The sequence below is a fragment of the Pannonibacter anstelovis genome, from assembly GCF_036881715.1.
Lineage (GTDB): Bacteria > Pseudomonadota > Alphaproteobacteria > Rhizobiales > Stappiaceae > Pannonibacter > Pannonibacter anstelovis.
The window spans coordinates 201,986-222,501 of record NZ_JBAKBF010000003.1; the positions used below are offsets into that span (position 1 = coordinate 201,986).

The window sequence follows — 20,516 nt, forward strand, 5'->3', positions numbered from 1 at the left end:
TTATCCCTTGATTCCGCCGAAGCTCATCTGTGTGATGTATTTCTGTGTGAAGGTGTAGAGGATGATCACGGGCAGCAGGTAGACAATGCCGACGGCCGCCACGAGCCCATAGTCAACGCCCATATGATCCTGCGAGACGAAGAAGAGATAGAGGCTCATCGTCATCTGGCTTTTCTCGATGAGCAGGGTCTGAACAAAGACATATTCCTCCCAGCCCCGCAGGAAGGTGAATGTGGCAACCGCAATAAGCCCCGAACGGACTTGCGGCAGCACGATCATCCGGAACGCCTGTGCCCGGGTCGCGCCGTCTGTGACAGCGCTCATTTCGATGTCCCAGGGCACCGTGTCGAAGAACCCCTTGAGCACGAAAATCGCATAGGGCAGCTCCAGGGCGCTCAGGACAAGCACGACCCCGGCAAGGCTGTTCAGCAGCCCCATGTAGTAAAGCTGCACGAAGACGGCGACCGTCAGCGCCAGAGCCGGAAAGGCATGCAGCATCAGGAGGCCGCGAAGGAAGGCCTCCCGCCCGGCAAAGGCAAAGCGCGACAGGGCATAGGCCGCAGGCGTGGCAACCAGCGTGACGATCAAGGTCTGGGCCATCGCAAACAGCAGCGAGCTGCCGAGCGCCGACCAGATTGACGGAAGCAGGCCTGTCCGGCTTGTTCCCGTTCCGTCGATGTCGCGCGTCAGGAGAAAACGGTAGTTCTCCAGCGTCAGATAAGGACCGATAAAAACCGCAGCGAGGATCAGAATGGCCAGACCGAAGACGCTCCAGGCGAATTGCGGCCTTTTCAATCTGGCAGCCAGAAGGCAGAGCAGCACGGCCCCTGCATAGGCCACGGCTGCGATTGCCGTGCTGCGCCACATCACCATGCTGCTGATGGCGCCATCGGAGAGGGTGAATGACTTCACCAGGAGCCAAAGATAAGGCAGCAGAACAGGAATGGAGACGAGCGTCAGAAAGAGCAGGATGACACCCGAGAAGCCCGCGCGGTTCATGGCGCCACGCCGCTCCAGGCGCGCCCAGCTGGAAGATCCCGCGAGCATTGACCGGTTGGACGGCATCAGAGCACCTCGATTCTGGGGGCTGCAAAGGTGGAGCGCATGTCGGCAAGCCGCCACTGGAGGAGTGTGATCACCACACCGATGACCATCAGGCCCAGGGCAAGCGCCGCACCATAGGCGTAAGCACCGTTCTCGAAGGCTCTGCGATAGATGTAGAGGGCATAGGGCGTGGAATCGTAGACAGGCCCCCCGCCGGTGATCAGCAGGATGTACTCGTAGGTCGTCATCAGGGAGAGCGCCTGATAGATCGTGATGAAGCGGACCGGCTGGGACAGCGCAGGTACCACCACATGGCGCAGCACGCCCCACTCGCTTGCGCCATCAACGCGGGCGGCATTGGCCAGATGCGCCGGAATTGAACGGATTGCCGAGGTCAATATGACCATGGCAAACGACGCACCGACAAAACCGTTTGCAATAACAACGAGCAAGAGCGGAAAATCATTGCGCAGATTGACCGGCGGCAAACCGAGTGCACCGGAAACCTGGGCCAGCAGGCCTGCTGGTGAAGGGTCGGCGATCCAGATCCAGAGAATGCCATAGAGGACGGCAGGGCTCATGCGCGGCAAGAGCCACAGACCACGGAAGAACGTGCCCAGCCTTCCGGAGACTGCCGTGGTCGCAACAGCCAGCAATGCCCCAAGACCGACGTTGAACAGGAACAGGGTCGCAGTGACGTAGATCAGCGTTGTCAGGAGAACAGCCGGCAGGCGTGCGTCACGCTGCAGAATGCGCTCGAAGTTCTGCAGCGTGAACTCTCCGGCCCGGAGGTTGGCGCCCATGTCCGTGAAGGCGATGACGCCATTGACGATGATCGGCCCGAGAAAGAAGACCGTCAGAAGCCCGATGGCCGGCAGCAGATAGAGCGCCGGTCTGGCTGGGCGATGCGCCCGCAGGCGAGTGCTGGACATTGAACTCAATCCGGATAGCCCGCCTGCGGCGGCAGTTTCTTTGTACCGGGAACCCGGCCGGTGCTTGCAAGGCAGTCTCCGGCCGGGCGGCACGTCAGTGGCGTTGCAGCCACACGAAGATCAGTTGCTTGCGCTTTCCCGGATTTCGACATCGGCGCCGAACTGGAGGCTCAGTTCTTCCGCGATGAAGTCAACCGCCTGTTCAGCCGTCATCTTGCCGGTCTCAACAGCCTGGAGACCACTGAAGAGCGCCTTGTTGTAGCTGCCGAACTGGGTATGGTTGGGAACAAACTGCGCATGCTCCATCATCGGCGATGCGGCCGAAAGCACCCAGTTGTCCCTGTATTTCGGCATGGCTGTCTGCGCGTGGCTGATCGCCGTGTGATAGGAGCCGACAGCATGCTCGGTGTTGAAGTAGGGCAAGGTCGCCAGCGCGATGAGGCTTGCGGCGATATCTGCATGCCCGCTCTTTGCATTGACCGTGTAGAGAAGCGGATGGGACAGGTTGGACGGCTTGCCCCCCTGCTCCGCCGCCGGAGCCGGAATCCAGCCGATCTTGTTGAAGTAGCCTTCCTTGTCCGCCGGCCAGACCGCTCCATTCTTGTCACCAGCCTGCCAGGCAACCGCCCATACACCCTGATGGAAGATGAAGGCCTTCTCCTGCTTGAAGGCACTTTGAATGGCGTCCCAGCTCATGGCGGTATTGTCCGCCGGCGTCACGCCTTCCCGGGCGTTCCGCTCGTACCAGCCCAGCGCCTCGACCATCTCCGCCTTGGGGAAGATGAGCTTGCCGCTGGCCTCGTCGATGAACTTGACCCCATAGGACTGGAACACCATCAGATAGTCGATGCCGACATTCGGACGGTGCAGCATGCCGTATTCCGCCGCACCTGCGTCAACCACCTCCTTGGCGAGGGCGGTCAGGTCATCAAGCGTGAAGCTGCCAGCTTCAACCTGGGCAGGGATGCTCTCGATGAAAGCCTCATCCTTGCCGATCTTGCGAAGCATGTCCTTGTTATAGAAGAACATGCGGATCTCCGCATCCTGCGGGATGCCATAGATCTTGCCATCGGCGGCTTTGGCGGAGTTCCACAGGACTGGCAGGATGTCGCCATAGGCCCACGGGGTAGAGGCAATGATCCCGTCCATGGCCAGGGCATTGCCGTCTTCAGCGAACTTGCCAATCCATTCATGCGGCAGGACATAGAGGTCCGGCCCCTGACCGACCGAAAAGGCCTTCATGAGTTCAAGCGCCAGGTCGTCCCAGCCTTTGACAGCGCTGGCATTTGCCTCGATGACGATGCGCTTGTCGATGCCGGCTGCCTTGAACTGACTGTTCATGATGTCGGCTGCGGCTTCGATGTTGGTGATACGCGCCGGGCCGGACTTGTCCGCGAGGGTCGACATCTTGATCTTGATGTCTTCGGCATACGCGTTGCCGGCCACGAGAGCCGAAAGAGCAATGCTGGTGAGAAGAGCGAGAGGCTTTGTCATACTGATCAATCCAGTTGGCGATATTTCATTAATTAACTTGCTTAATTAAAAGTTTGATGACATTCGCTAGGGAATTGCGAGGAGGAGGAAATTCATGCTGACGCGGCAGCACCCTTTGGAGGGCATTGGACGGACGCAGGCCGACATGCTCAAGCACCTGCGCAGGAAAGGCATGGCATCGCGGGTGCAACTGGCGGAAATGTGCGGCATCACGACAGCGGCGGTCAGTACGATGACCCGCGACCTGATTGAGCGCGGCATCATCGTCGAAGGTGCGAGGCGCTCGGGCGGGCGCGGGGCACCGCATATTGATCTGACGCTGTCTGAAAAGGCCGGTTACGCAATCGGCCTGCACGCCAACCGGTTTGCCGTCTCGGTTGCCTTGCTCGACTTTCGCGGAAATCTCGTGGGAGAGTGGCAGGAACGAGGCTCTTTCGAGAGCTTTTCCGGCCTGCTGGACGCCGTCGGGCGGCTGAAAGGAGAACTTCTGTCTGCAAGCGCCATAGACCCGCGGCTGTTGATCGGTGCCGGCATCGCCATGCCGACCCGTTTCCATCAACAGACGGCATCCCTCGATCTGGCGCAGGAGGTGATCGGCTGGACGGGTTCAGACCTTGCAACCGCCCTGGAGGAAACTCTGGGATGCCCGGTCATGATCGAGAACGATGCCAACGCCGCCGCAATGGGCGAACTGACGATGGGCAACGCCGCCACTCACGAAAACTTCGTCTATCTCTATCTTTCTGAAGGCATCGGCAGCGGAATCATCGTCAACGGCGAGCTTTACCGCGGGCATGCGGGCAATGCCGGCGAAGTCGGCGCCTTGCGCGCCAGGGGCCGCTCCAGACCCAGCTTCGATGATCTGGCCTCCTGGTGCCTCGACCATGCAGGCGTTATCCCGGAAGGGCGCTCGGCCGGGGAATGGACCGCCTATCTGGAGCAACATGAGGCCGTACTGGAAACCTGGCTTGCGAAGGCAGGGCCGGAGACGGCAACGCTCGCCTTCATGATTGCAGCCATCCTCGCGCCTTCTGCAATTTATCTCGGAGGGACGCTGCCCTGGAGTGTCCGCAAACGTCTTGCAGGCTGGCTTGAATTTGCCACATCGGACCCATTTGAAGGGGCGCGGGTTCTGCAGCCGCAAATCCTTGTGCCGCAGAACTCCGCGACGGATGCGGTCGCCTTTGGCGCGGCCGCCATGATCCTGCACGAGTTGCGCGGCTAGTCTCCGCCGGGTGCATCCGGAAAGGCAGGGCGCACGCAACAGGTGAAGGCACAAGCCGCTTTGCGGCCGCGTGTGCCAAGGCACGGAAGAGCAGCCCGGCGGCCTTTGCCCTCAGAGGGCCCGCTGCGGCGAAGCAGATCAGTTCGAAGGGCAAGCCGTTGCAATCATGCAATCACCGGCCCTCCCGCGATTGACAAGCCTCCATTCCCGGCGCAAAGGTTGGGCTTCACCTTGGGGAGTCCCGTGCAAGGGGCTGAGATACTGCTGGCGATGCAGCGCAGTGACCCGTTGAACCTGATCCAGTTCACGCTGGCGGAGGGATGGTGTGTGATGCGCGCAGGCACGGCGTTTGCCAGCGGGCGCCTCACAAAGCCCTTCCGCCCGTGAGACAGATGCCACGGAGCCGGAAGCGGATGAGCCAGACACACGTAGGCCTCTCTCATTCTGCAGGCTCTCGTCCAGTGGTGGTGCGCGGCGCAGGAGTGGCCGGGCTTGCCGCAGCGCTGGAGCTTTCCCGGCGCGGGATTTCCGTCATTGTGGCAGACACCAATCCGGCACCGGGTCATGGCGCGTCCTTCTATGCCGGCGGCATGCTTGCCCCCTGGTGCGAGGCGGAGACCGCCGGGCCCGAGGTGCTGAAGCTTGGGCTGGAAGCTGCAGACTGGTGGGAGGCGGCCGTGCCGGGGCTTGTCTCCCGCAAAGGCACGCTGGTTCTGTGCCCGCCGCGCGATCAGGCGGAACTGCGCCGCTTTGCCAGCCGCTCGACAGGCCACAGGACGGTGAATGCTGCGGAAATTGCAGAGCTGGAACCTGCCCTTGCCGGGCGCTTCATGACCGGGCTGTTCTTCGAGAATGAAGCCCATCTTGATCCGCGCCTCGCCATGACGGCGCTCTGGAAGCAGCTGGAAGCACGCGGTGTTACCTTCCAGCTGGGCGAAGCAGCGCAAGGGGCAGATCTGCGGGCATCGCTTGTCATCGACTGCACCGGGCCCGGCGCTATCGGCCGGATGCCGGGTCTGCGCGGTGTGCGCGGCGAGATGCTGTATCTGGAGACCACGGAAATCTCCCTGTCGCGCCCCGTGCGCCTGCTGCATCCGCGCCATCCGCTCTATGTGGTTCCGCGCGGCGGCGGGCGCTTCATGGTAGGCGCCACCATGATTGAAAGCGACGACGGCGGCCCGGTGACGGCACGCTCGGTCATGGAACTGGCCAACACCGCCTATGCGCTGCATCCCGCCTTTGGCGAAGCGCGCATCGTGGAACTGGGCGCCGGAGTGCGCCCCGCCTTTGACGACAACATGCCGCGCGTGGTGGCAGAGCCGGAACGCCTGCCGCACAGCGCGGATCTGGCCGTTGCCGGCATGTACCGGCATGGCTTCCTGCTTGCCCCGGCCCTCGCCCGGCAGGCAGCGGATATGGCCGCAAGGCGGCTGATGGAAAACAAGGGAGATGCAAACCCATGAAAGTGCTGGTGAATGGCGAAGCCGTGGCCTGTGCGGCGGAAACCCTGCCCGCCCTGCTGCAGGAACTTGATTATGAAGGCGACTGGCTAGCCACCGCCGTCAATGGCGAACTGGTGCCGCGCGAAGCCCGGGAGGCCTGCCGGCTGAGCGAGGGCGACCGGATCGAGATCCTGTCGCCGATGCAGGGAGGCTGAGATGAGCCTGACACTCTATGGCTGCGAGGTCTCGTCACGGATGCTGCTGGGCACAGCCCGCTATCCTTCACCTGCCATACTGGCTGATGCCGTACGGCACTCGAAGGCGGAGATTGTCACCGTGTCGCTGCGCCGGGAAACGGCGGCCGGGCGAAATGGCGGCGCGTTCTTCCAGATGATCCGCGATCTCGGGGTCAAGGTGCTGCCCAACACCGCAGGATGCCACAGCGCGTCTGAGGCGGTGCTGACGGCGAAAATGGCGCGGGAGGTGTTTGGTACAAACTGGATCAAGCTGGAAGTCATCGGCCACCACGACACGCTGCAGCCGGATGTGTTCGAGCTGGTGGAGGCCGCGCGCATTCTCAGCGCCGAGGGCTTCGAGGTGTTTCCCTACACCACCGATGACCTGATCGTGGGGGAAAAGCTGCTGGCCGCAGGATGTCAGGTGCTGATGCCCTGGTGCGCGCCCATCGGCACGGCTGCGGGCCCGCAAAACCTTGCCGCCCTCAGATCCATGCGTGCCGCCTTCCCGGATGTGCCGCTGATCGTCGACGCCGGGCTTGGCCGCCCCTCCCATGCCACCACGGTGATGGAGCTGGGTTTTGATGCGGTGCTGCTCAACACAGCCGTAGCGGGGGCAGCGGATCCGGCGCTCATGGCCGAGGCCTTTGCCGGGGCGGTGGAGGCCGGGCGCCAAGGATATCTTGCCGGACTGCTTGAACCAAGGGATATGGCCGTGCCATCAACCCCTATCATTGGCAAGGGAGCTTTCGGATGAAGCTTGATCCGTTCTATCTCATCGTCGACAGCGCGGACTGGATCGCCCGCCTCGTGCCGCAGGGCGTGAAGCTGGTGCAGCTGCGCGTCAAGGACTGCGCACCGGACGAGCTGCGCCGACAGATCCGCGAAGCAAAAGCCGTGTGCGAGGCCCATGGCGCCACGCTGGTGCTGAACGACTACTGGCAGATGGCCATCGAGGAAGGCTACAGCTGGCTGCATCTGGGGCAGGAGGATCTGGCGGAGGCCGATCTTGCTGCCATCCGCAGCGCCGGGTTGAAGCTGGGTCTTTCCACCCATGACGAGGCGGAGCTTGAGACGGCCCTTGCCGCAGAGCCCGATTATATGGCGCTGGGTCCGGTCTATCCCACCATCCTGAAGGAGATGAAGTGGGCGCCGCAGGGGCTGGAAAGGCTCGGCATCTGGAAGAAGCGCATCGGCACCCTGCCCCTCATTGGCATTGGCGGCCTGACACCGGAGCGGGCGGAAGCGGCCCTTGCGGCCGGAGCGGACAGTGCAGCGGTTGCCACCGACATCACCCGCAATGCAGATCCGGAAGCGCGCGTGCGTGAGTGGCTCGCCGCAACAGCCAGCTGGCGCTGAGCGTAAGCGGACAGGGCTTCAGCCTCAGGCCTGCAGCGGCACGGACATGCGCACGGTCAGGCCATTTCCGGTGAACTCGCGCTCGATCTTGCCGCCCAGTTCGCCGCGGATGCTGGCGTCAATCAGCCTTGTGCCAAAGCCCTTGGCAGTCCCCGGCTCAATGGCCTGCGCAGATTTCTCCGTCCATATCAGTTGCAGAAGCTTGCCCTTTGGGGCGGCTTCCAGCGTCCAGTCCACCGTCAGGGATGCTCCGTCATCGCCGACACGGGCATATTTGAGCGCATTGGTCGCCAGCTCGTGGAAGACGAGGCTCAGCGCATGAGCGGCCTTTTCATTGAGGACAACCGGAGGACCGCAAAGCTTTTCACGCTGGAGCGCTTCGCCGAAAACCTGCTCCAGTTCCTGTTCCAGAAGCTCGTTCAGCCCCGCCCGCTGCCAGCGGGAGCGCGTCAGCAGGTCTTGTGCATTGGCCATGGCTTGCAGCCGGGAGGCGAAGGAGGAGGAAAAGCTCTCCAATGAGGGAGAGCTGTTCGCCGTCTGCCGGGCAATGGCGAGAATGCGGGCAATCGAATTCTTGATCCGGTGCTTCATTTCCTGAAGCATCAGATCCTTCTCGGCGATGACCTGCTGCGACAGGGTTTCAAGGTCGCGGCGGGCTTCCACGGCCCGGTTCTGATTGCGGATGGAGACAGCAAGTGCTGCTGCGAAGAGCAGCGAGAATGTGCAGATCAGAAGGGAGCGCCAATGCGCCCCGATGCCGTTTTCAACGTCAGGCTGCCGCACACGCACGAGCCAGCTGCGGCCAGCAACGGTGATTTCTCCTGACATGGACTGGAAACTCTGCTCCGGAAGTTTCGCATAGCCTTCGGAGCGGAAAAGAACGGGCTGAGTGGAACTGTCAGCCCCTTGATCCATCACCTCAACCTCGACAGGCAGCTCCTGCGGATACGTCAAAGCCGCAAGAATGAGGTCTCCTGCGCGCACAGGAGCGTAGATAAAACCATCCGGCTGCCCGCCTGTCTCATCTTCCAGCGCACGCGGCTGTGTTCCGCGAAAGGGACTGTAGACCAGAAAGCCTGCCTGCTTCTCTGTGCCTGTCTCCTGGACCAGTTCGACCGGTGCAGAGGCTTGGGGCTTGCCGGTTTCCAGGGCCCGTGACATGGCGTCCCGGCGCAGAGGCTCGCTGAACATGTCATATCCGATGGCCCTGGCATTGCGCGGGTCCTGCGGCTCCAGCATGACTATGGGGGTGCGCCACTCTTCTGAGGTATCGGCGGGCCAGATGGCGGCCTCAGGCCCGAAATGGGCGGACAAGGCATCATTCACAGGCGCCTCGGCCCCGGTGCGGATAAGCTGTGCAAAGCCGACGCCCTGCAGCCCGCGGAGCTGGCCTGTCAGCTCAAGCCCCAGAACGAAGGTGCGAAACTCGTTGTCTCCGGCGATCCCTCCAGCTGCCTCGAAAAAGGCCTTAGTGGCAGCCAGAACACCCAGCTGCTGTTCTATCCGGCTATTGACCCTGTCCACAGCTTCCCGGGCGACGGCTTCAAACCGCTGCTGCTCTGCCGTTGTTTCGGCCTGAAAAACGGCCCAGGTCAGCCAGAGCCCTACACAGGACACGGCAAGGAACACGGCCGGGGGGAGATACTTCCTCATGACATCTGCAACCGTGCTCAGGAGCAAAGGGGGTAAACACACCCTGCCGGTAAAGGGAGTAAACGGTGCGTCTTGTCAGTTTTCAATAGGTCACGTTAGGGCAATGTGCTGAATTTCCGGGGCTAACCCCATCTGGCCGGAGAAATCAGGCAGGACGGGGCTCAAGGGGGAACTCGACGCTATATGTCACAAGGCGCGGCGTGAGACTGTAGCTGGCCTTGCCATTGACGGCCTGCGGCACCACCCGCTCAAGCACTGTACTGCCAAAATGCCGGTCGTAAACCGTGCGGGAAGCCTGGGCAGCGCCTGTCGAGGCATCCGTTTCGCCAGCCTGCGGCGTCACGGTTTCGATCCAGACGATCTCCGCCATACGCACGCCGTCCTGCTTGCTCACCCGGCAGCGCAGCGTGACGGGCGGGCCAACGGTCAGCGCAGTTCCGTAGCTGACGGCATTGACCATCAGTTCATGCAGGGCCAGGCCCACATGCAAGGCCGCATTCGGATCCAGCAGCGCGTTGTCACCCAGGACCTCAACCAGGTGCGGATTTTGCGGCACATACCGGCTGACCTGCTGGCGCACCAGATCCTCGAAATAGGCGCCATGCCAATTGGAGTCCGTCACCAGATCCTGCGACTGCGCGAGCGAATGCAGCCGCCCCCGGAACTTGGCCAGAAACTGGTCCATCCTGGTCGAATGCCGCGCTGTCTGCGAAGCAATGCTCTGAATGATCGCAAGAAGGTTCTTGGACCTGTGGCTGACCTCGCGCAGAAGCGCCCGGAGCACCTTCTCACGCCGGGTCTTTTCAGTGAGGTCCGCGATTGTGGTCAGCAGATAGGGACGCGTACCAAAGGACGTCACCTGTTCTACTTTAAACGAAAAAACCCCGGCCTCACCGAGATCGGCCTCAAGAGAAGCTGGCTCGCCTGAAGCCACGACCTGGGCCTTGCTGGCCGCCAGCATTGCGGCCACCTCCTCACCGAAAATGGCGGCATCCGTCGGATGCCCTGCCTCCGGGTCCAGCCTCCAGGGCGCAGGGAGATTGGCGGCATAGACGTAGTTCAACTGGCTGTCCTGAAGGGTAAGGCAGATGCCCGACCGCTCCAGCGCCAGCAGCAGATATTCACGCAGATGGGTCTCCGGCTGCCCCGGGTCCTTCCAGATCAACCGATGAACCACCGGCACTACTCCAACTGTCGCAGAAAGGGGCTCCGCTGCTTTTGCAGCCAGCCCCTCCTGCTGTTCACTCCGGAACATCACTATTGCTCCTAGCCCCGCCGCAGCACACCAGCGATCAGGGACAAGACGAGGAACACCAGAAACACGAAGAATAGGATCTGTGCAATACCGGCAGAAGCTCCAGCAATGCCACCAAACCCCAGTACACCTGCGATGACCGCAATCACGAAAAAAACAGCCGCATAATACAGCATGACCAACTCCTTCTGAAAGACGCCAGACCTGCATTGCAACAGGACGTTCCGGTGTCCGGATTCGAGGTTTTCACCGCCTCTGCTTTGCACGGATATTATGCAATGCAGAGGCAAGGTGCTGATCATGTAACGGCTGAACTCCCGTGTGGTTCCATCGAAACTGGCTCGCGAACAGGCAAAGCCAGTCATTCCGGGCCCTTGCGGCGCCGACGCATCACATTTTGAACCGCCAGGGCAACAGGCGGCACGGCATTACTCGGCAGCAGAAGCCCTGGCACTTTCGTCAAAGAAAAGGGCCTGGCTGATCAAGGCCTTCACCATGTCCGGATTGAAAGGCTTGGTCACGAGGAACGCCGGTTCCGGGCGCTCGCCCGTAAGAAGACGCTCGGGGAAGGCGGTGATGAAGATGACCGGCACCGTCACGTCTGCGAGGATCTCGTTCACTGCATCCAGCCCCGAACTGCCATCGGCAAGCTGGATATCGGCCAGGATCATCCGCGGCCGGGTCTCGCGGAACAGCTCGACAGCCTCCGCATGGGTGCGGGCAATGCCTGTGACCCGGTGGCCCAGCCCTTCCACCATCTGCTCGATGTCCATGGCGATCAGGGGCTCATCCTCGATGATCATGATGTCGGTGGCCACCTGACGGGAGATGTCCTCTGCCGCCTCACGCAGAAGGGATCCGAACTCGGCTTCCGTTACGGACAGGATATCGGCCGCCTCTGCTGCGGTGAACTCTTCCACCGACACCAGCAGGAAAGCGAGGCGGCTGCGTGGCGGCAGGGAGGCAAGGTAGCTGGAGGCACGGCGCTCCCACAGGAAGGGCGATTCAGACGTCTCTATCTTGATCAGCGTGGAACCAAAAAGCGTGGCAAAGAGTTTGTAAAGCGCAACCCGGTCATTCTGCGCCTCTGGCAGAAGCGACACATCGGCAATCAAGGCTTCAAGGGTCGCCGCGACATAGGCATCGCCCGATGCCTGCGAGCCGGTCACGGCTCTGGCGTAGCGGCGCAGATAGCTCAGGTGAGGTGCAATACGGGTCGAAAGCGACATTAAAAAACGCTCCATAAGGCTTTCCGGGTGGCGTCCAGAATGGAACTATGCCGGGAAACCGGATCTTGACCGCCCGCACGGCGGGCATCTTCGGAGAAGAACGGCCGGTTCCAAAAAAAGTTCCTCCTGCCTGGAACTTTTTTTGCCGGTCCGCATTTTCCTGACAGATACAATACGGATGCATGATGCCCATGAATGACTGGAAAAAGCCCGGAACACCGGGCGCTGGCACTGGGGCGCTGGACGGCGCTCATGCCCAGCAGATTTCGGCCCGGCTCCGGCAGCTTTACGACACGGTACAGAATGAAGGGATCCCTGACCGGTTTCTCGATCTTCTGGAGCGCCTCGACGAAGCTGAGGAGAGGAGCCTGAAGAAATGATGGCAGCGGAGACGGCAGATCCGGCGCAGGCGGCAGACCCGCGGAAGATCTTCAAGCGTGAGATGCTCGCATGCCTGCCAAGCCTGCGCGCCTTTGGCGTCTCGCTGACCGGCAGCTCCGACAGAGCCGATGATCTGGTGCAGGATGCCATCATGAAAGCCTGGGCCAAGCAGGAAAGCTTCGAGCTGGGCACCAACATGAAGGCCTGGCTCTTCACCATCCTGCGCAATGAATTCTACAGCCAGGCCCGCAAGCGCGGCCGCGAGGTGCAGGACAGCGACGGGCTGTTCACCGAGCGTCTGGCCGTGCATCCCGGTCAGTATGGCTCGCTTGACCTGCAGGACTTCCGCAAGGCGCTGGACGAACTTCCCGACGATCAGCGTGAAGCCATTATTCTGATTGGCGCTTCCGGTTTTTCCTATGAGGAGGCGGCGGAGATCTGCGGCTGTGCAATCGGCACGATCAAGAGCCGGGTCAACCGCGCCCGCAACCGCCTGCAGGAACGGCTGCAGATCAGCGGCGAAGAAGATTACGGCCCCGACAGCCTGTCTGCTCCCGCAACGCAACAACTGTTTCACGGCTGACCTTCGCTTAGCCCCCGGGCCGCCCGCAGCGGAAAGAGGCTGTTCCTCGTTCTGTCTGTTTGTGCCCTATGAGTGAAAGGCTGCAGCACGAAAGAGAGAATGAATGCGCGTGACAGCACTTCTGAACCGGGATGGCGGCACGTTGAAAACTGCCGACATTCAGGCGGTCTGCCATCTTATCGAGGCCGAATTTTCCGCCGCCGGACATGAGGTGCAGTGTATCGTCACCTCCTCGGCACGTCTTGAAGACAATCTGCAGCGCATTGCCGGAGACCCGGCAACAGAAGTCATCCTTGCCGGCGGCGGGGATGGCACCATCTCGGCAGCCGCTGCGATGGCCTACCACTCCGGCAAGGTGCTCGGCGTGCTTCCGGCCGGGACGATGAATCTCTTTGCCCGCTCCCTCACCATTCCTCTCCAGCTTGACAAGGCCATCGCGGCCCTGGCGAAAGCCGAAACCGTGCGCTCCGACATCGGCCTGATGAACGGCAGGCCCTTCGTGCATCAGTTTTCCCTCGGCCTGCAGGCGCAGATGATCCGTGAGCGCGACAAGGCGGAGCATGCCTCCCGCCTTGCCAAGATGTGGGGCAGCTTCCGCGCCTTCCTGCGCTCCACTTTCCGCCCCTTCTCCTTCCGCGCAAGGCTGCGTACCGGCAGCGAGACACGGCGCGGGCGGTTCAGCGTGATTGCCGTCTCCAACAATGTTTATGGCGAGGGTACGCTGCCTTATGCCGCGCGGCTGGATGAAGGGGTTCTGGGGGTCTACAGCGTCCACCGGCTGACATCCTTCGAGACAACGCGGCTTGCGGCGGATCTGGCGCGCGGTGCCTGGCGCTCCAATCCGAATCTGATGTACGACCGGGCCCGGGAAATCACTGTGGAACTGTCCCCTTCCATGCGCCGCAAGATTGGTGTGCTGGATGGCGAGCTGGTCGAGCTGCCGCTGAAGATCACCGTGAAGATCGAACCGAAGGCGCTGGCCGTGCTCCGGCCCCCTGCACCGGGCGCAATCTGATACGCTTTCCCGTCTGTCCCATAAGCCCTTCAAGACGCAGAAATCCCGGCACGAGGCCGGGATGAAACCAGTTGGCAGGAGCCCACGGGGCTTCTTACTCGCTGTCAGATGACCGGGCTCGGCTGGCGAGGAAAAGGCCGGCAACAGCAAGAGCTGCAAGACCCATGGTCTTCGCCCTTCCACCCGCCAGAAGCGGCGTGGCAGCTGCCAGAGCAATGGCATTGAGGGCGCGCCTGTGTTCGCGCTTGCGCCGGTCCCGCCGGTTCAAAAGCATCATGATGGCCACCAGCAGCGCCGCACAGGACAACAACAGCAGCGCCCCCGTGAAAAGGACGGCAACCGGGTCATATCCGGTGCGGATAACCCAGATCACGGCGGCGGTCGCGCCGAAGCCCCAGGCGGTGAGAGCCAGCAAGGCGCAGGCCCCAACCAGCAGGACGCTGCGGCGGAACTGCCGCAGCCTTCCTTTTGCATCACCCAAGGTATCCAGGGCGAGGGAAGCCAGCAGGCGCATGGCTTAGCGCCGCATCAGCAGAGCTGCGAGCACACCGGCACCGGCGGCAATGGCCAGTGACTGGAGCGGCCGGGCTCGAACCTGCTTGGCGACCTTGCCCTCAAGATCGGCAAGTTCCTTCTTGAGCGTTTCCAGCGCGTCCTCACCGGCGGCCTTCAGGTCGTCAGCCTTGCCACTGCCATAGCTGGCAACGGTCTTGCCAAGATCGGCGACATCGGCGCGTACGCGGGCGATGCGCTCTTCCAGATCCTTGGCGGAGACGGACTTGCTGGCGTCATTTGCGGCATTTTGAACTGCTGCGGGCATGATATGCTCCTCTTGTCATGTTGTGCGGCCGGAAAGGCCAGTATTTGCCGGGAGAAATGGCTCCGGCTGATGGCGCCCGCAGAGGCGGGCGCCAGTTAAAGTCAGCGGATCACGGTGGTTTCCGGGCTCTGCCTGTAGGCTTCGAGCGTGTAGGCAGGGGCGTTCTCGATAGCCTCCGGTGTCACTGACGTGGTGGCCTGAATGGTGCCTTCGGCATCACGCTGGATCATCACGTTGGCAGCCTCAACGGCGACCGGTTTGCTGCCGATGCCAAGCACGCCACCCACGTCAACCACATAGGCCTCGGCCTTTCCGGCAGGTGCCAGGACGACATCCGAGATCTTGCCGGCGGTTTCGCCACCTGCCGTCATAACGTTGGTGCCGATCAGGCTTTCGGTACTGATCACGTTAACGCCTGCGACCTGTTCTTTGGCCGCCTCACCTGCTGCACCGGTGCCCGGCACTGCCATGGTGGTGCCTGCGTTTTCATCGCTCAGACCGGCCGTCTCCTTCAGCTCGTCGATGACCGACGGGCCAGTCAGGCTGGTCTTGTCGAAGGCAGGAGCTCCAAACAGCTGCTGCGGCGTCATCTGGACCATCAGGCGGCTCTCGCCGTTCTGGTCGATCCAGGTCAGCTGATCAAAGGGAACGGCAACGTCCTTGCCTTCGGCATCAGCTGTGCTGTCAACCGAGATGATCACGGCATTCACTTCGCCGGTCTCGGTCATTGCCACATCGGAAACTGTGCCAATGGGCTCGCCTTCAGTGGAACCCGTCGCATGGACGTCTTCACCAATCAGACTGCTGGCGGCAACTTCAGACGTGATGCCGGACAAGCCGGACGGAGCCATCGTGCCTGCGGACTGGCTCATGTCCTGGCCAGACGTCACGCCCGGCCGCATTTCCGCTGGTGTGCCCGGCATCACTGCAGGACTTTCCAGAGAAGGCGCCGTTTCCGGTGCTTTATTCATGTCCTGCGCCATCGCCGGGGCGGCGATAATTACAGAAACAAGAGCGGTCGTAGCAAGAATCCTTTGGATCATTATTTATCCTCCATTTCTTGCAGATGCCCCAGCGGTTCTCTGAATTGAGAAACAACTGAGAGCCATCCTGTTTTTCCCAGACACAGAGGAAGAACACGCCACACAAAACTTTGTTCCAAAATTTTTGCGGCCGGGCCGCACGATCGGGACGATCAATCATATTTACTTGAATCAAAAACTCAGGTATTTGTGGTGCAATCAAAAACTCAAGGTTGCATTACCCGTGGCAAAATTCCGGATGTTGATGCTGGCTTTGGCGGCCAACGCATTCCATCAAGCGGCATTGATCGCCCTTGTGCCGGTATTGCAGCATCTTTTCGGTGTCAGCCTTGCGGCCCTTGGTGCCCTAGTGGGGCTTGGCCTGCTCGCGGCGGCGCTTGCCATTCCGGTGTGGGGCCGTGTGGCAGCCAGCCGGGGGCTTGACCAGGCCCTGCGGCTGACGCTGACGGGTGCTGGTGCCGGTGTCATGATGATGGGCACAGGCATCGCAACAGCAGCATATGGCTGGCTCGCCGCCCTGCCTGCCTTCGGGCTTCTGGCCGCCGGACGCCTGATCTACAGCCTCAGCGCCCCGGCCATTCTGCCGCTGGCGCAAAGTGCAGGCACGGTCAGAACACAGCAGAACACCGGAACAGAGGGGGCAGCGCTTGCCGGGCACATCGGCCGGCTCAATGCCATGAACGGGATCGGGCGCCTCGCAGGCAATGCCCTCATAGCACCATTGCTGCTGCTGGGCGCCTGGGCGCCCGTGCTTCTGCCCTTGCCGGTCTATCTGGCTGCGCTTGTGCTTTTCCTGAGGGAAGGCATGGTCGAAAAATCTGCTATCCGCCCGGTGCAAAAGACTGAGAACGGTGCCGCCAGACTGGGCTGGCGCGTGCTGGCGGGGCCTCTGTCTCTCGGTTTCCTGCTGCAGCTTGCGACCGGTGCCGCCTATGTCCTCCTGGGCCCAATCATCGCGCAGCGCCTGTCCCTTTCCCCGGCGGACGCAGCCAGCGCGGCGGGGCTTTGCCTTGCCGTATCGGTCGCCGTGGGCATCGCCGTTCAGCTTGGCCTTGAGAGGATCATCGGCCCCCGCCTTCAGGCAGGCCGTGTGGCCGGGGCATGTCTCTGTGCTGCCGGGCTCGGCCTTCTGGCTCTTGCGGCCAGCCTGCCGCTGCTGGCGCTTGCCGCAGCACTCACCGCCGCTGGCTTCTCGGTAGCCCTCGGAGCCAACACGGCCCTGACACTTTCTGGCGAAGGCATATCTGCCGCGAACCGCGCCCTTGTTTCCACGCGCCTCAGCAGCCTGCAATTTGCCGGTCTGGCTGTGGGCTCCCTTGCAGGCGGTGTTCTGGGCTCCATCAGCCTCGACATGGCCCTTTCCGTTCTGGCGGGCGCAACCGCGCTCACCGCAATTCTCATCCCCATCCTCACCCGTTTCAGCCGCAGCAGTGGCCCGGCGCTTCAGCTCCCCCTCCCGGATCTGACCGCCGCGGCCCCTGCCCACGCCCCTTGTAAAGGAGCATCCGAATGAACCCCGTGCTCGAAATGCGCCCTCATGCAGGCACCCCCGCACTGCCGCTGGATGTTGCCGGAATAGGCATCGGCCCTTTCAATCTCAGCGTCGCTGCGCTTCTTGACAGCGTGCCGGGGCTGAATGCGCGTTTCTTTGAAAAGAAGAAGCAGTTCATCTGGCATCAGGGGCTGATGTTCCCCGGCTCAATCCTGCAAACCTCCTTCCTCAAGGATCTGGTGACGCCTGTCCTGCCGACGAGCCCGCATTCCTTCACCGCCTTTCTGGTGGAGAAGAAGCGCTTCTACGATTTCCTCTCCGGCCGCTTCACCGGCGTCACCCGGATGGAGTTCAACGAGTATCTTCAGTGGGTGAGTGCAAGGCTCGACACTCTTGCCTTTGACGAGGAAGCCACAGCCGTGCATCTGGACGGCAGCCGCCTGCGGCTTGAATTTGCCAGCGGCCGCACGGAGCTGGCGCACAATCTCATCGCGGGCGCAGGCATGCAGCCCTTTGTCCCGCCCTGCACGGCAGCACATCTGGGAGCCGATTGCTTCCATGCGGGAACTTACCTGACACAGCCGCGCAACTTCACGGGCAAGCGCGTGGCGGTGATCGGTGGCGGGCAGACCGGCGCGGAAATCGTCCTCGATCTTCTGACCCGTGCCGATGGCGCGCCCGCGCATGTAAGCTGGATCAGCAATCTGCCGCGCTTTTCCCCGCTGGAAGAAGGCGGCTTTGTCGATCAGGTGTTCACGCCGGGCTATGTCGCGGCCTATCAGACGCTCCCCTTCGAGGCCCAGCGCAGCGAGATTGCGGGCCAGAAGCTCGCCAGCGACGGCCTGACGCCCGTGACGGTGGACACGCTCTTTGCCGAGATCTACCGCCGCCGGCACCTCATGGGTGAGAACTGCATCTCCCTGCTTCCGGGCCGTAATCTGGAAGCAATGGACCGGCAGAACGGCGGTTTCCTGCTGCACACCCACGCGGTCACCAGCGGCGAGAGCGAGCTTTTCGCTGCCGATGTGGTGATCCTGGCGACCGGCGCCCGCCCTGCCCTGCCCGCCTGCCTTGAGCCCCTGCGCCACCGGCTGGATCTCGATGCCCATGGCCTGCCGGTTCTGGATGCCAGCTACCGCCTGCAATGGGATGGGCCGTCCAGCATCGGCCTCTTCGGCCTCAATCTCGGCCTGTCGTCTCACGGGATCGTCGATCCGCAGATGAGCCTGATGGCCTGGCGCAGCGCCGTCATCATCAACGCCCTGACTGGCGAAGACCTCTTCGATGTCAGTGCCGGACCGGAACTGGTGGACTGGCCGAAGCGCCTCCCGGATGAAGCCCCGCTCACCCGGGCTGTCGGGTAATCCGGCCGCCACCATTGCCGCCGCCTGCCAGACCTGCCCCGGTCCTGGCGGCGGCGGCTGATCTGATCCCGAGTGACGAGGACCCGGCATGAACCAGCTTCTGCCTTCAAAACGGATGACGCCCGCAGCCGCGTCCATGGACGCCGCAGCCCTGGCCGATCATTCCGCCGCCAGCGCCTTTCTAAACGCACTCCTGCGCGAATGGGACGGATGGTCTGCGCTTGGCACGGACGAAACAGCCCGCCTCGAGGCGGCCTTCCCGGACGGTTTTGCCGCTTCCGGCGGTGAAATCCTTAAACTGCCACTTGCCGGCGGCGATGCGCTGCTGATCCACGCTCCTGCCCGCACCCCCTTCCGCACCGCCGTGCGCCTGCCCTTCTGCCTGATGGGTGCTGATGGCAGCCTGCGCAAGGTGCCGCTGGCCACCGCATTGGCGCTGCTCGTCACCGATCCGGTGGCAAGCGCGGGCGATGAGGCCCTGCAGATGAAGCTGCTTCAGCGGGTGATGGACAGCCGCCTTGCCGCGGAAGAGGCTTTCCGCGCCCGCCCGCCGCTGGGGCTCGCCTCAGGCTGGACTTTCCAGCAGGGCGAGCAGGCCCTAACCGGCGGCCACGCCACCCATCCCAATCCGCGCAGCCGCGACGGGCTGGATCTGGAGGAGGCCCGCCGCTTCGCGCCAGATCTGGGCGGGCGCTTCCCGCTGTTCTGGTGCCTCGCCCACCGCTCCATCCTCGTGCTTGCCAGCGGCACGCTGACCCCGGCAGAACAGATGCTGCGGGCACTGGCAGACAGTGACCCGTCCTTGCCGCAAGAGCTGCGCCAGCCGGAAGACGGCTTCGTGCCGCTGCCCTGGCATCCCTTTCAGGCGCCGAAGCTTCTCGCCCGGGCAGATGTCATCGCCCTCGTGCGGGAAGGCCTGCTGCGGCCGCTCGGCGAGCTGGGCCAGCCCTTTGCCGCCACCGGCTCGTTCCGGGGTGTCCATGCCTGGCACGCGCCTTCGATGCTGAAATTCTCTCTCTCCCTGCGGCTCACCAACTCCCGCCGCACGCTGGCGCGCAAGGAAGTGGAGCGGGGTCTGCAACTGGCAGAACTGCTTGATGGCCCGATCGGTGACAGCCTTGCCGCTGAGTTCCCCACAGCTTCGATCCTGCGCGAACCGGCCTATGTGGCGCTAAAGGACGCCGATGGCGGCGCGCGGGAGGAAAGTTTCGTTGTCCTGCGCGACAACCCGTTCCGTGATGAAACCGCCGCCGGGCCGGTGATGATGGCAGGCCTGTGCGAACAGCGCCCTGATGGCGCGTCACCTCTCGGCGAGTTGATCCTGGCCCGCGCCGCCCGCGATGGCGGCGCAGCGGAGGATCTGGCGGAGAGCTGGCTGCAGGGCTTCCTGGATGTGGCGATCCATCCGCTTCTGGAAATCCGCGCCCGCTACGGCCTGCTGTTTGGGGCGCATCAGCAGAACATGACGCTGGCACTCGATCCGCACGGCTGGCCTGCGCATCTGTGGCTGCGCGACTGTCAGGGCACCGGTCATCTCACCACCCATCACGACCTGCTGGCGAAGCATCTGCCCGATATCGGCCGCCACGCCGAAAACGTGGTGCCGCCGGAGCTGGGCGATGGGCTCGTCTGCTACTACGTCATCGTCAACAACCTGATGAGCGTGATCGCCACGCTGGTGCTGGATGAGCTCATCCCGGAAGAGCGGGCCAACCGCTGCCTTCTGACCTTCCTGCAACGGGAAAAGGCGCAAAGCCGGGGCGACACCAGCCTGCATGATTTCCTGCTGAACCGGCCAACCTGGGTGAGCAAGGGCAACTACCGCACCAGCCTCAGCAACGTGAACGAGGCTTCGGGCGATGGCTCGGGCCAGCTCGCCGCCTTCCTTGAAATGCCAAACCCGCTGCTGCCGCTGACGCGCGCGGACGGGCACTGACACCGGAGACCCA

Annotated in this window: 21 protein-coding genes and 1 riboswitch; of the genes, 11 read left to right on the top strand and 10 right to left on the bottom strand. The window is 62.7% G+C overall.

The window, feature by feature from the left end:
• The 3 genes from V6L75_RS06225 to V6L75_RS06235 all read right to left on the bottom strand — a co-directional run bounded on the left by V6L75_RS06225 (position 1) and on the right by V6L75_RS06235 (position 3,470).
• On the bottom strand, positions 1–999 hold the full coding sequence (locus tag V6L75_RS06225; protein WP_334250654.1) for a carbohydrate ABC transporter permease: 999 nt from the start codon (positions 997–999) through the stop codon (positions 1–3).
• Positions 1,000–1,064: 65 nt separating this feature from the next.
• Complete coding sequence (locus tag V6L75_RS06230) at positions 1,065–1,976, bottom strand: carbohydrate ABC transporter permease (protein WP_334250655.1); 912 nt, start codon at positions 1,974–1,976, stop codon at positions 1,065–1,067.
• 120 nt (positions 1,977–2,096) lie between these two features.
• Positions 2,097–3,470 carry an ABC transporter substrate-binding protein gene (locus V6L75_RS06235; protein WP_334250656.1) on the bottom strand — a complete coding sequence of 458 codons (1,374 nt, stop codon included), beginning with the start codon at positions 3,468–3,470 and terminating at the stop codon, positions 2,097–2,099.
• A 94-nt stretch (positions 3,471–3,564) separates the two neighbouring features.
• Here V6L75_RS06235 and V6L75_RS06240 point away from each other — a divergent pair, with 94 nt between their 5' ends.
• The 5 genes from V6L75_RS06240 (at position 3,565) to V6L75_RS06260 (ending at position 7,732) form a co-directional block, all read left to right on the top strand.
• On the top strand, positions 3,565–4,695 hold the full coding sequence (locus tag V6L75_RS06240; protein WP_334250657.1) for an ROK family transcriptional regulator: 1,131 nt from the start codon (positions 3,565–3,567) through the stop codon (positions 4,693–4,695).
• Between the two features lie 222 nt (positions 4,696–4,917).
• Positions 4,918–5,033: riboswitch (TPP riboswitch) on the top strand.
• Between the two features lie 75 nt (positions 5,034–5,108).
• A complete protein-coding gene (thiO, locus tag V6L75_RS06245; protein WP_334250658.1) occupies positions 5,109–6,158 on the top strand; it encodes a glycine oxidase ThiO in 1,050 nt (349 codons plus the stop codon).
• Positions 6,155–6,352, top strand: a complete 198-nt coding sequence (gene thiS, locus V6L75_RS06250) for a sulfur carrier protein ThiS (protein WP_334250659.1) — start codon at positions 6,155–6,157, stop codon at positions 6,350–6,352. Before thiO ends, thiS begins: the two co-directional genes overlap by 4 nt.
• Before the next feature lies 1 nt (position 6,353).
• Positions 6,354–7,130: a thiazole synthase gene (locus tag V6L75_RS06255; RefSeq protein ID WP_334250660.1), complete on the top strand. Its 777-nt coding sequence runs from the start codon at positions 6,354–6,356 to the stop codon at positions 7,128–7,130.
• Positions 7,127–7,732, top strand: coding sequence for a thiamine phosphate synthase (locus V6L75_RS06260; protein ID WP_334250661.1), 606 nt, complete (start codon positions 7,127–7,129; stop codon positions 7,730–7,732). The genes V6L75_RS06255 and V6L75_RS06260 overlap by 4 nt, the downstream gene beginning before the upstream one ends.
• A gap of 24 nt (positions 7,733–7,756) precedes the next feature.
• Here the strand turns inward: V6L75_RS06260 and V6L75_RS06265 are convergent, their stop codons facing one another.
• The 4 genes from V6L75_RS06265 to V6L75_RS06280 form a co-directional block, all read right to left on the bottom strand.
• Entirely contained in the window at positions 7,757–9,385 is a 1,629-nt protein-coding gene (locus tag V6L75_RS06265; protein ID WP_334250662.1) for a CHASE domain-containing protein, read from the bottom strand.
• A gap of 145 nt (positions 9,386–9,530) precedes the next feature.
• On the bottom strand, positions 9,531–10,562 hold the full coding sequence (locus tag V6L75_RS06270; RefSeq protein ID WP_334250663.1) for a sensor histidine kinase: 1,032 nt from the start codon (positions 10,560–10,562) through the stop codon (positions 9,531–9,533).
• A gap of 89 nt (positions 10,563–10,651) precedes the next feature.
• Positions 10,652–10,816 carry a DUF1328 domain-containing protein gene (locus V6L75_RS06275; RefSeq protein ID WP_334250664.1) on the bottom strand — a complete coding sequence of 55 codons (165 nt, stop codon included), beginning with the start codon at positions 10,814–10,816 and terminating at the stop codon, positions 10,652–10,654.
• Positions 10,817–11,068: 252 nt separating this feature from the next.
• Positions 11,069–11,869: a response regulator gene (locus tag V6L75_RS06280; protein ID WP_334250665.1), complete on the bottom strand. Its 801-nt coding sequence runs from the start codon at positions 11,867–11,869 to the stop codon at positions 11,069–11,071.
• Between the two features lie 191 nt (positions 11,870–12,060).
• Here V6L75_RS06280 and V6L75_RS06285 point away from each other — a divergent pair, with 191 nt between their 5' ends.
• The 3 genes from V6L75_RS06285 (at position 12,061) to V6L75_RS06295 (ending at position 13,848) form a co-directional block, all read left to right on the top strand.
• Positions 12,061–12,249, top strand: coding sequence for a NepR family anti-sigma factor (locus V6L75_RS06285; RefSeq protein ID WP_334250666.1), 189 nt, complete (start codon positions 12,061–12,063; stop codon positions 12,247–12,249).
• Complete coding sequence (locus V6L75_RS06290; protein WP_334250667.1) at positions 12,246–12,833, top strand: RNA polymerase sigma factor; 588 nt, start codon at positions 12,246–12,248, stop codon at positions 12,831–12,833. Before V6L75_RS06285 ends, V6L75_RS06290 begins: the two co-directional genes overlap by 4 nt.
• 103 nt (positions 12,834–12,936) lie before the next feature.
• Complete coding sequence (locus tag V6L75_RS06295; protein WP_334250668.1) at positions 12,937–13,848, top strand: diacylglycerol/lipid kinase family protein; 912 nt, start codon at positions 12,937–12,939, stop codon at positions 13,846–13,848.
• A gap of 94 nt (positions 13,849–13,942) precedes the next feature.
• Here the strand turns inward: V6L75_RS06295 and V6L75_RS06300 are convergent, their stop codons facing one another.
• From V6L75_RS06300 to V6L75_RS06310, 3 genes are all read right to left on the bottom strand, one after another.
• Entirely contained in the window at positions 13,943–14,362 is a 420-nt protein-coding gene (locus V6L75_RS06300; protein ID WP_334250669.1) for a hypothetical protein, read from the bottom strand.
• A 3-nt stretch (positions 14,363–14,365) separates the two neighbouring features.
• Positions 14,366–14,668: a glycine zipper domain-containing protein gene (locus tag V6L75_RS06305; protein WP_334250670.1), complete on the bottom strand. Its 303-nt coding sequence runs from the start codon at positions 14,666–14,668 to the stop codon at positions 14,366–14,368.
• Positions 14,669–14,769: 101 nt separating this feature from the next.
• Positions 14,770–15,711 (bottom strand): PRC-barrel domain-containing protein, encoded by a 942-nt coding sequence (locus V6L75_RS06310; protein WP_334250671.1) that lies wholly within the window; start codon positions 15,709–15,711, stop codon positions 14,770–14,772.
• 67 nt (positions 15,712–15,778) lie between these two features.
• On the opposite strand from V6L75_RS06310, the gene V6L75_RS06315 reads away from it, so the two are divergent.
• The 3 genes from V6L75_RS06315 (at position 15,779) to V6L75_RS06325 (ending at position 20,503) form a co-directional block, all read left to right on the top strand.
• On the top strand, positions 15,779–17,224 hold the full coding sequence (locus V6L75_RS06315; RefSeq protein ID WP_334250914.1) for an MFS transporter: 1,446 nt from the start codon (positions 15,779–15,781) through the stop codon (positions 17,222–17,224).
• Entirely contained in the window at positions 17,221–18,567 is a 1,347-nt protein-coding gene (locus V6L75_RS06320; RefSeq protein ID WP_334250672.1) for a lysine N(6)-hydroxylase/L-ornithine N(5)-oxygenase family protein, read from the top strand. The genes V6L75_RS06315 and V6L75_RS06320 overlap by 4 nt, the downstream gene beginning before the upstream one ends.
• An 88-nt stretch (positions 18,568–18,655) precedes the next feature.
• Positions 18,656–20,503 (top strand): IucA/IucC family protein, encoded by a 1,848-nt coding sequence (locus V6L75_RS06325; RefSeq protein ID WP_334250673.1) that lies wholly within the window; start codon positions 18,656–18,658, stop codon positions 20,501–20,503.
• The last annotated feature ends 13 nt before the right edge of the window (positions 20,504–20,516 follow it).

What these genes read in the sequence shown, in the direction of transcription:
- V6L75_RS06225 (WP_334250654.1), bottom strand. Translation starts at nt 999, where the DNA reads ATGAACCGCGCGGGCTTCTCGGGTGTCATCCTGCTCTTTCTGACGCTC.
- V6L75_RS06230 (WP_334250655.1), bottom strand. Translation starts at nt 1,976, where the DNA reads ATGTCCAGCACTCGCCTGCGGGCGCATCGCCCAGCCAGACCGGCGCTC.
- V6L75_RS06235 (WP_334250656.1), bottom strand. Translation starts at nt 3,470, where the DNA reads ATGACAAAGCCTCTCGCTCTTCTCACCAGCATTGCTCTTTCGGCTCTC.
- V6L75_RS06240 (WP_334250657.1), top strand. Translation starts at nt 3,565, where the DNA reads ATGCTGACGCGGCAGCACCCTTTGGAGGGCATTGGACGGACGCAGGCC.
- thiO (WP_334250658.1), top strand. Translation starts at nt 5,109, where the DNA reads ATGAGCCAGACACACGTAGGCCTCTCTCATTCTGCAGGCTCTCGTCCA.
- thiS (WP_334250659.1), top strand. Translation starts at nt 6,155, where the DNA reads ATGAAAGTGCTGGTGAATGGCGAAGCCGTGGCCTGTGCGGCGGAAACC.
- V6L75_RS06255 (WP_334250660.1), top strand. Translation starts at nt 6,354, where the DNA reads ATGAGCCTGACACTCTATGGCTGCGAGGTCTCGTCACGGATGCTGCTG.
- V6L75_RS06260 (WP_334250661.1), top strand. Translation starts at nt 7,127, where the DNA reads ATGAAGCTTGATCCGTTCTATCTCATCGTCGACAGCGCGGACTGGATC.
- V6L75_RS06265 (WP_334250662.1), bottom strand. Translation starts at nt 9,385, where the DNA reads ATGAGGAAGTATCTCCCCCCGGCCGTGTTCCTTGCCGTGTCCTGTGTA.
- V6L75_RS06275 (WP_334250664.1), bottom strand. Translation starts at nt 10,816, where the DNA reads ATGCTGTATTATGCGGCTGTTTTTTTCGTGATTGCGGTCATCGCAGGT.
- V6L75_RS06280 (WP_334250665.1), bottom strand. Translation starts at nt 11,869, where the DNA reads ATGTCGCTTTCGACCCGTATTGCACCTCACCTGAGCTATCTGCGCCGC.
- V6L75_RS06285 (WP_334250666.1), top strand. Translation starts at nt 12,061, where the DNA reads ATGAATGACTGGAAAAAGCCCGGAACACCGGGCGCTGGCACTGGGGCG.
- V6L75_RS06290 (WP_334250667.1), top strand. Translation starts at nt 12,246, where the DNA reads ATGATGGCAGCGGAGACGGCAGATCCGGCGCAGGCGGCAGACCCGCGG.
- V6L75_RS06295 (WP_334250668.1), top strand. Translation starts at nt 12,937, where the DNA reads ATGCGCGTGACAGCACTTCTGAACCGGGATGGCGGCACGTTGAAAACT.
- V6L75_RS06300 (WP_334250669.1), bottom strand. Translation starts at nt 14,362, where the DNA reads ATGCGCCTGCTGGCTTCCCTCGCCCTGGATACCTTGGGTGATGCAAAA.
- V6L75_RS06305 (WP_334250670.1), bottom strand. Translation starts at nt 14,668, where the DNA reads ATGCCCGCAGCAGTTCAAAATGCCGCAAATGACGCCAGCAAGTCCGTC.
- V6L75_RS06310 (WP_334250671.1), bottom strand. Translation starts at nt 15,711, where the DNA reads ATGATCCAAAGGATTCTTGCTACGACCGCTCTTGTTTCTGTAATTATC.
- V6L75_RS06320 (WP_334250672.1), top strand. Translation starts at nt 17,221, where the DNA reads ATGAACCCCGTGCTCGAAATGCGCCCTCATGCAGGCACCCCCGCACTG.
- V6L75_RS06325 (WP_334250673.1), top strand. Translation starts at nt 18,656, where the DNA reads ATGAACCAGCTTCTGCCTTCAAAACGGATGACGCCCGCAGCCGCGTCC.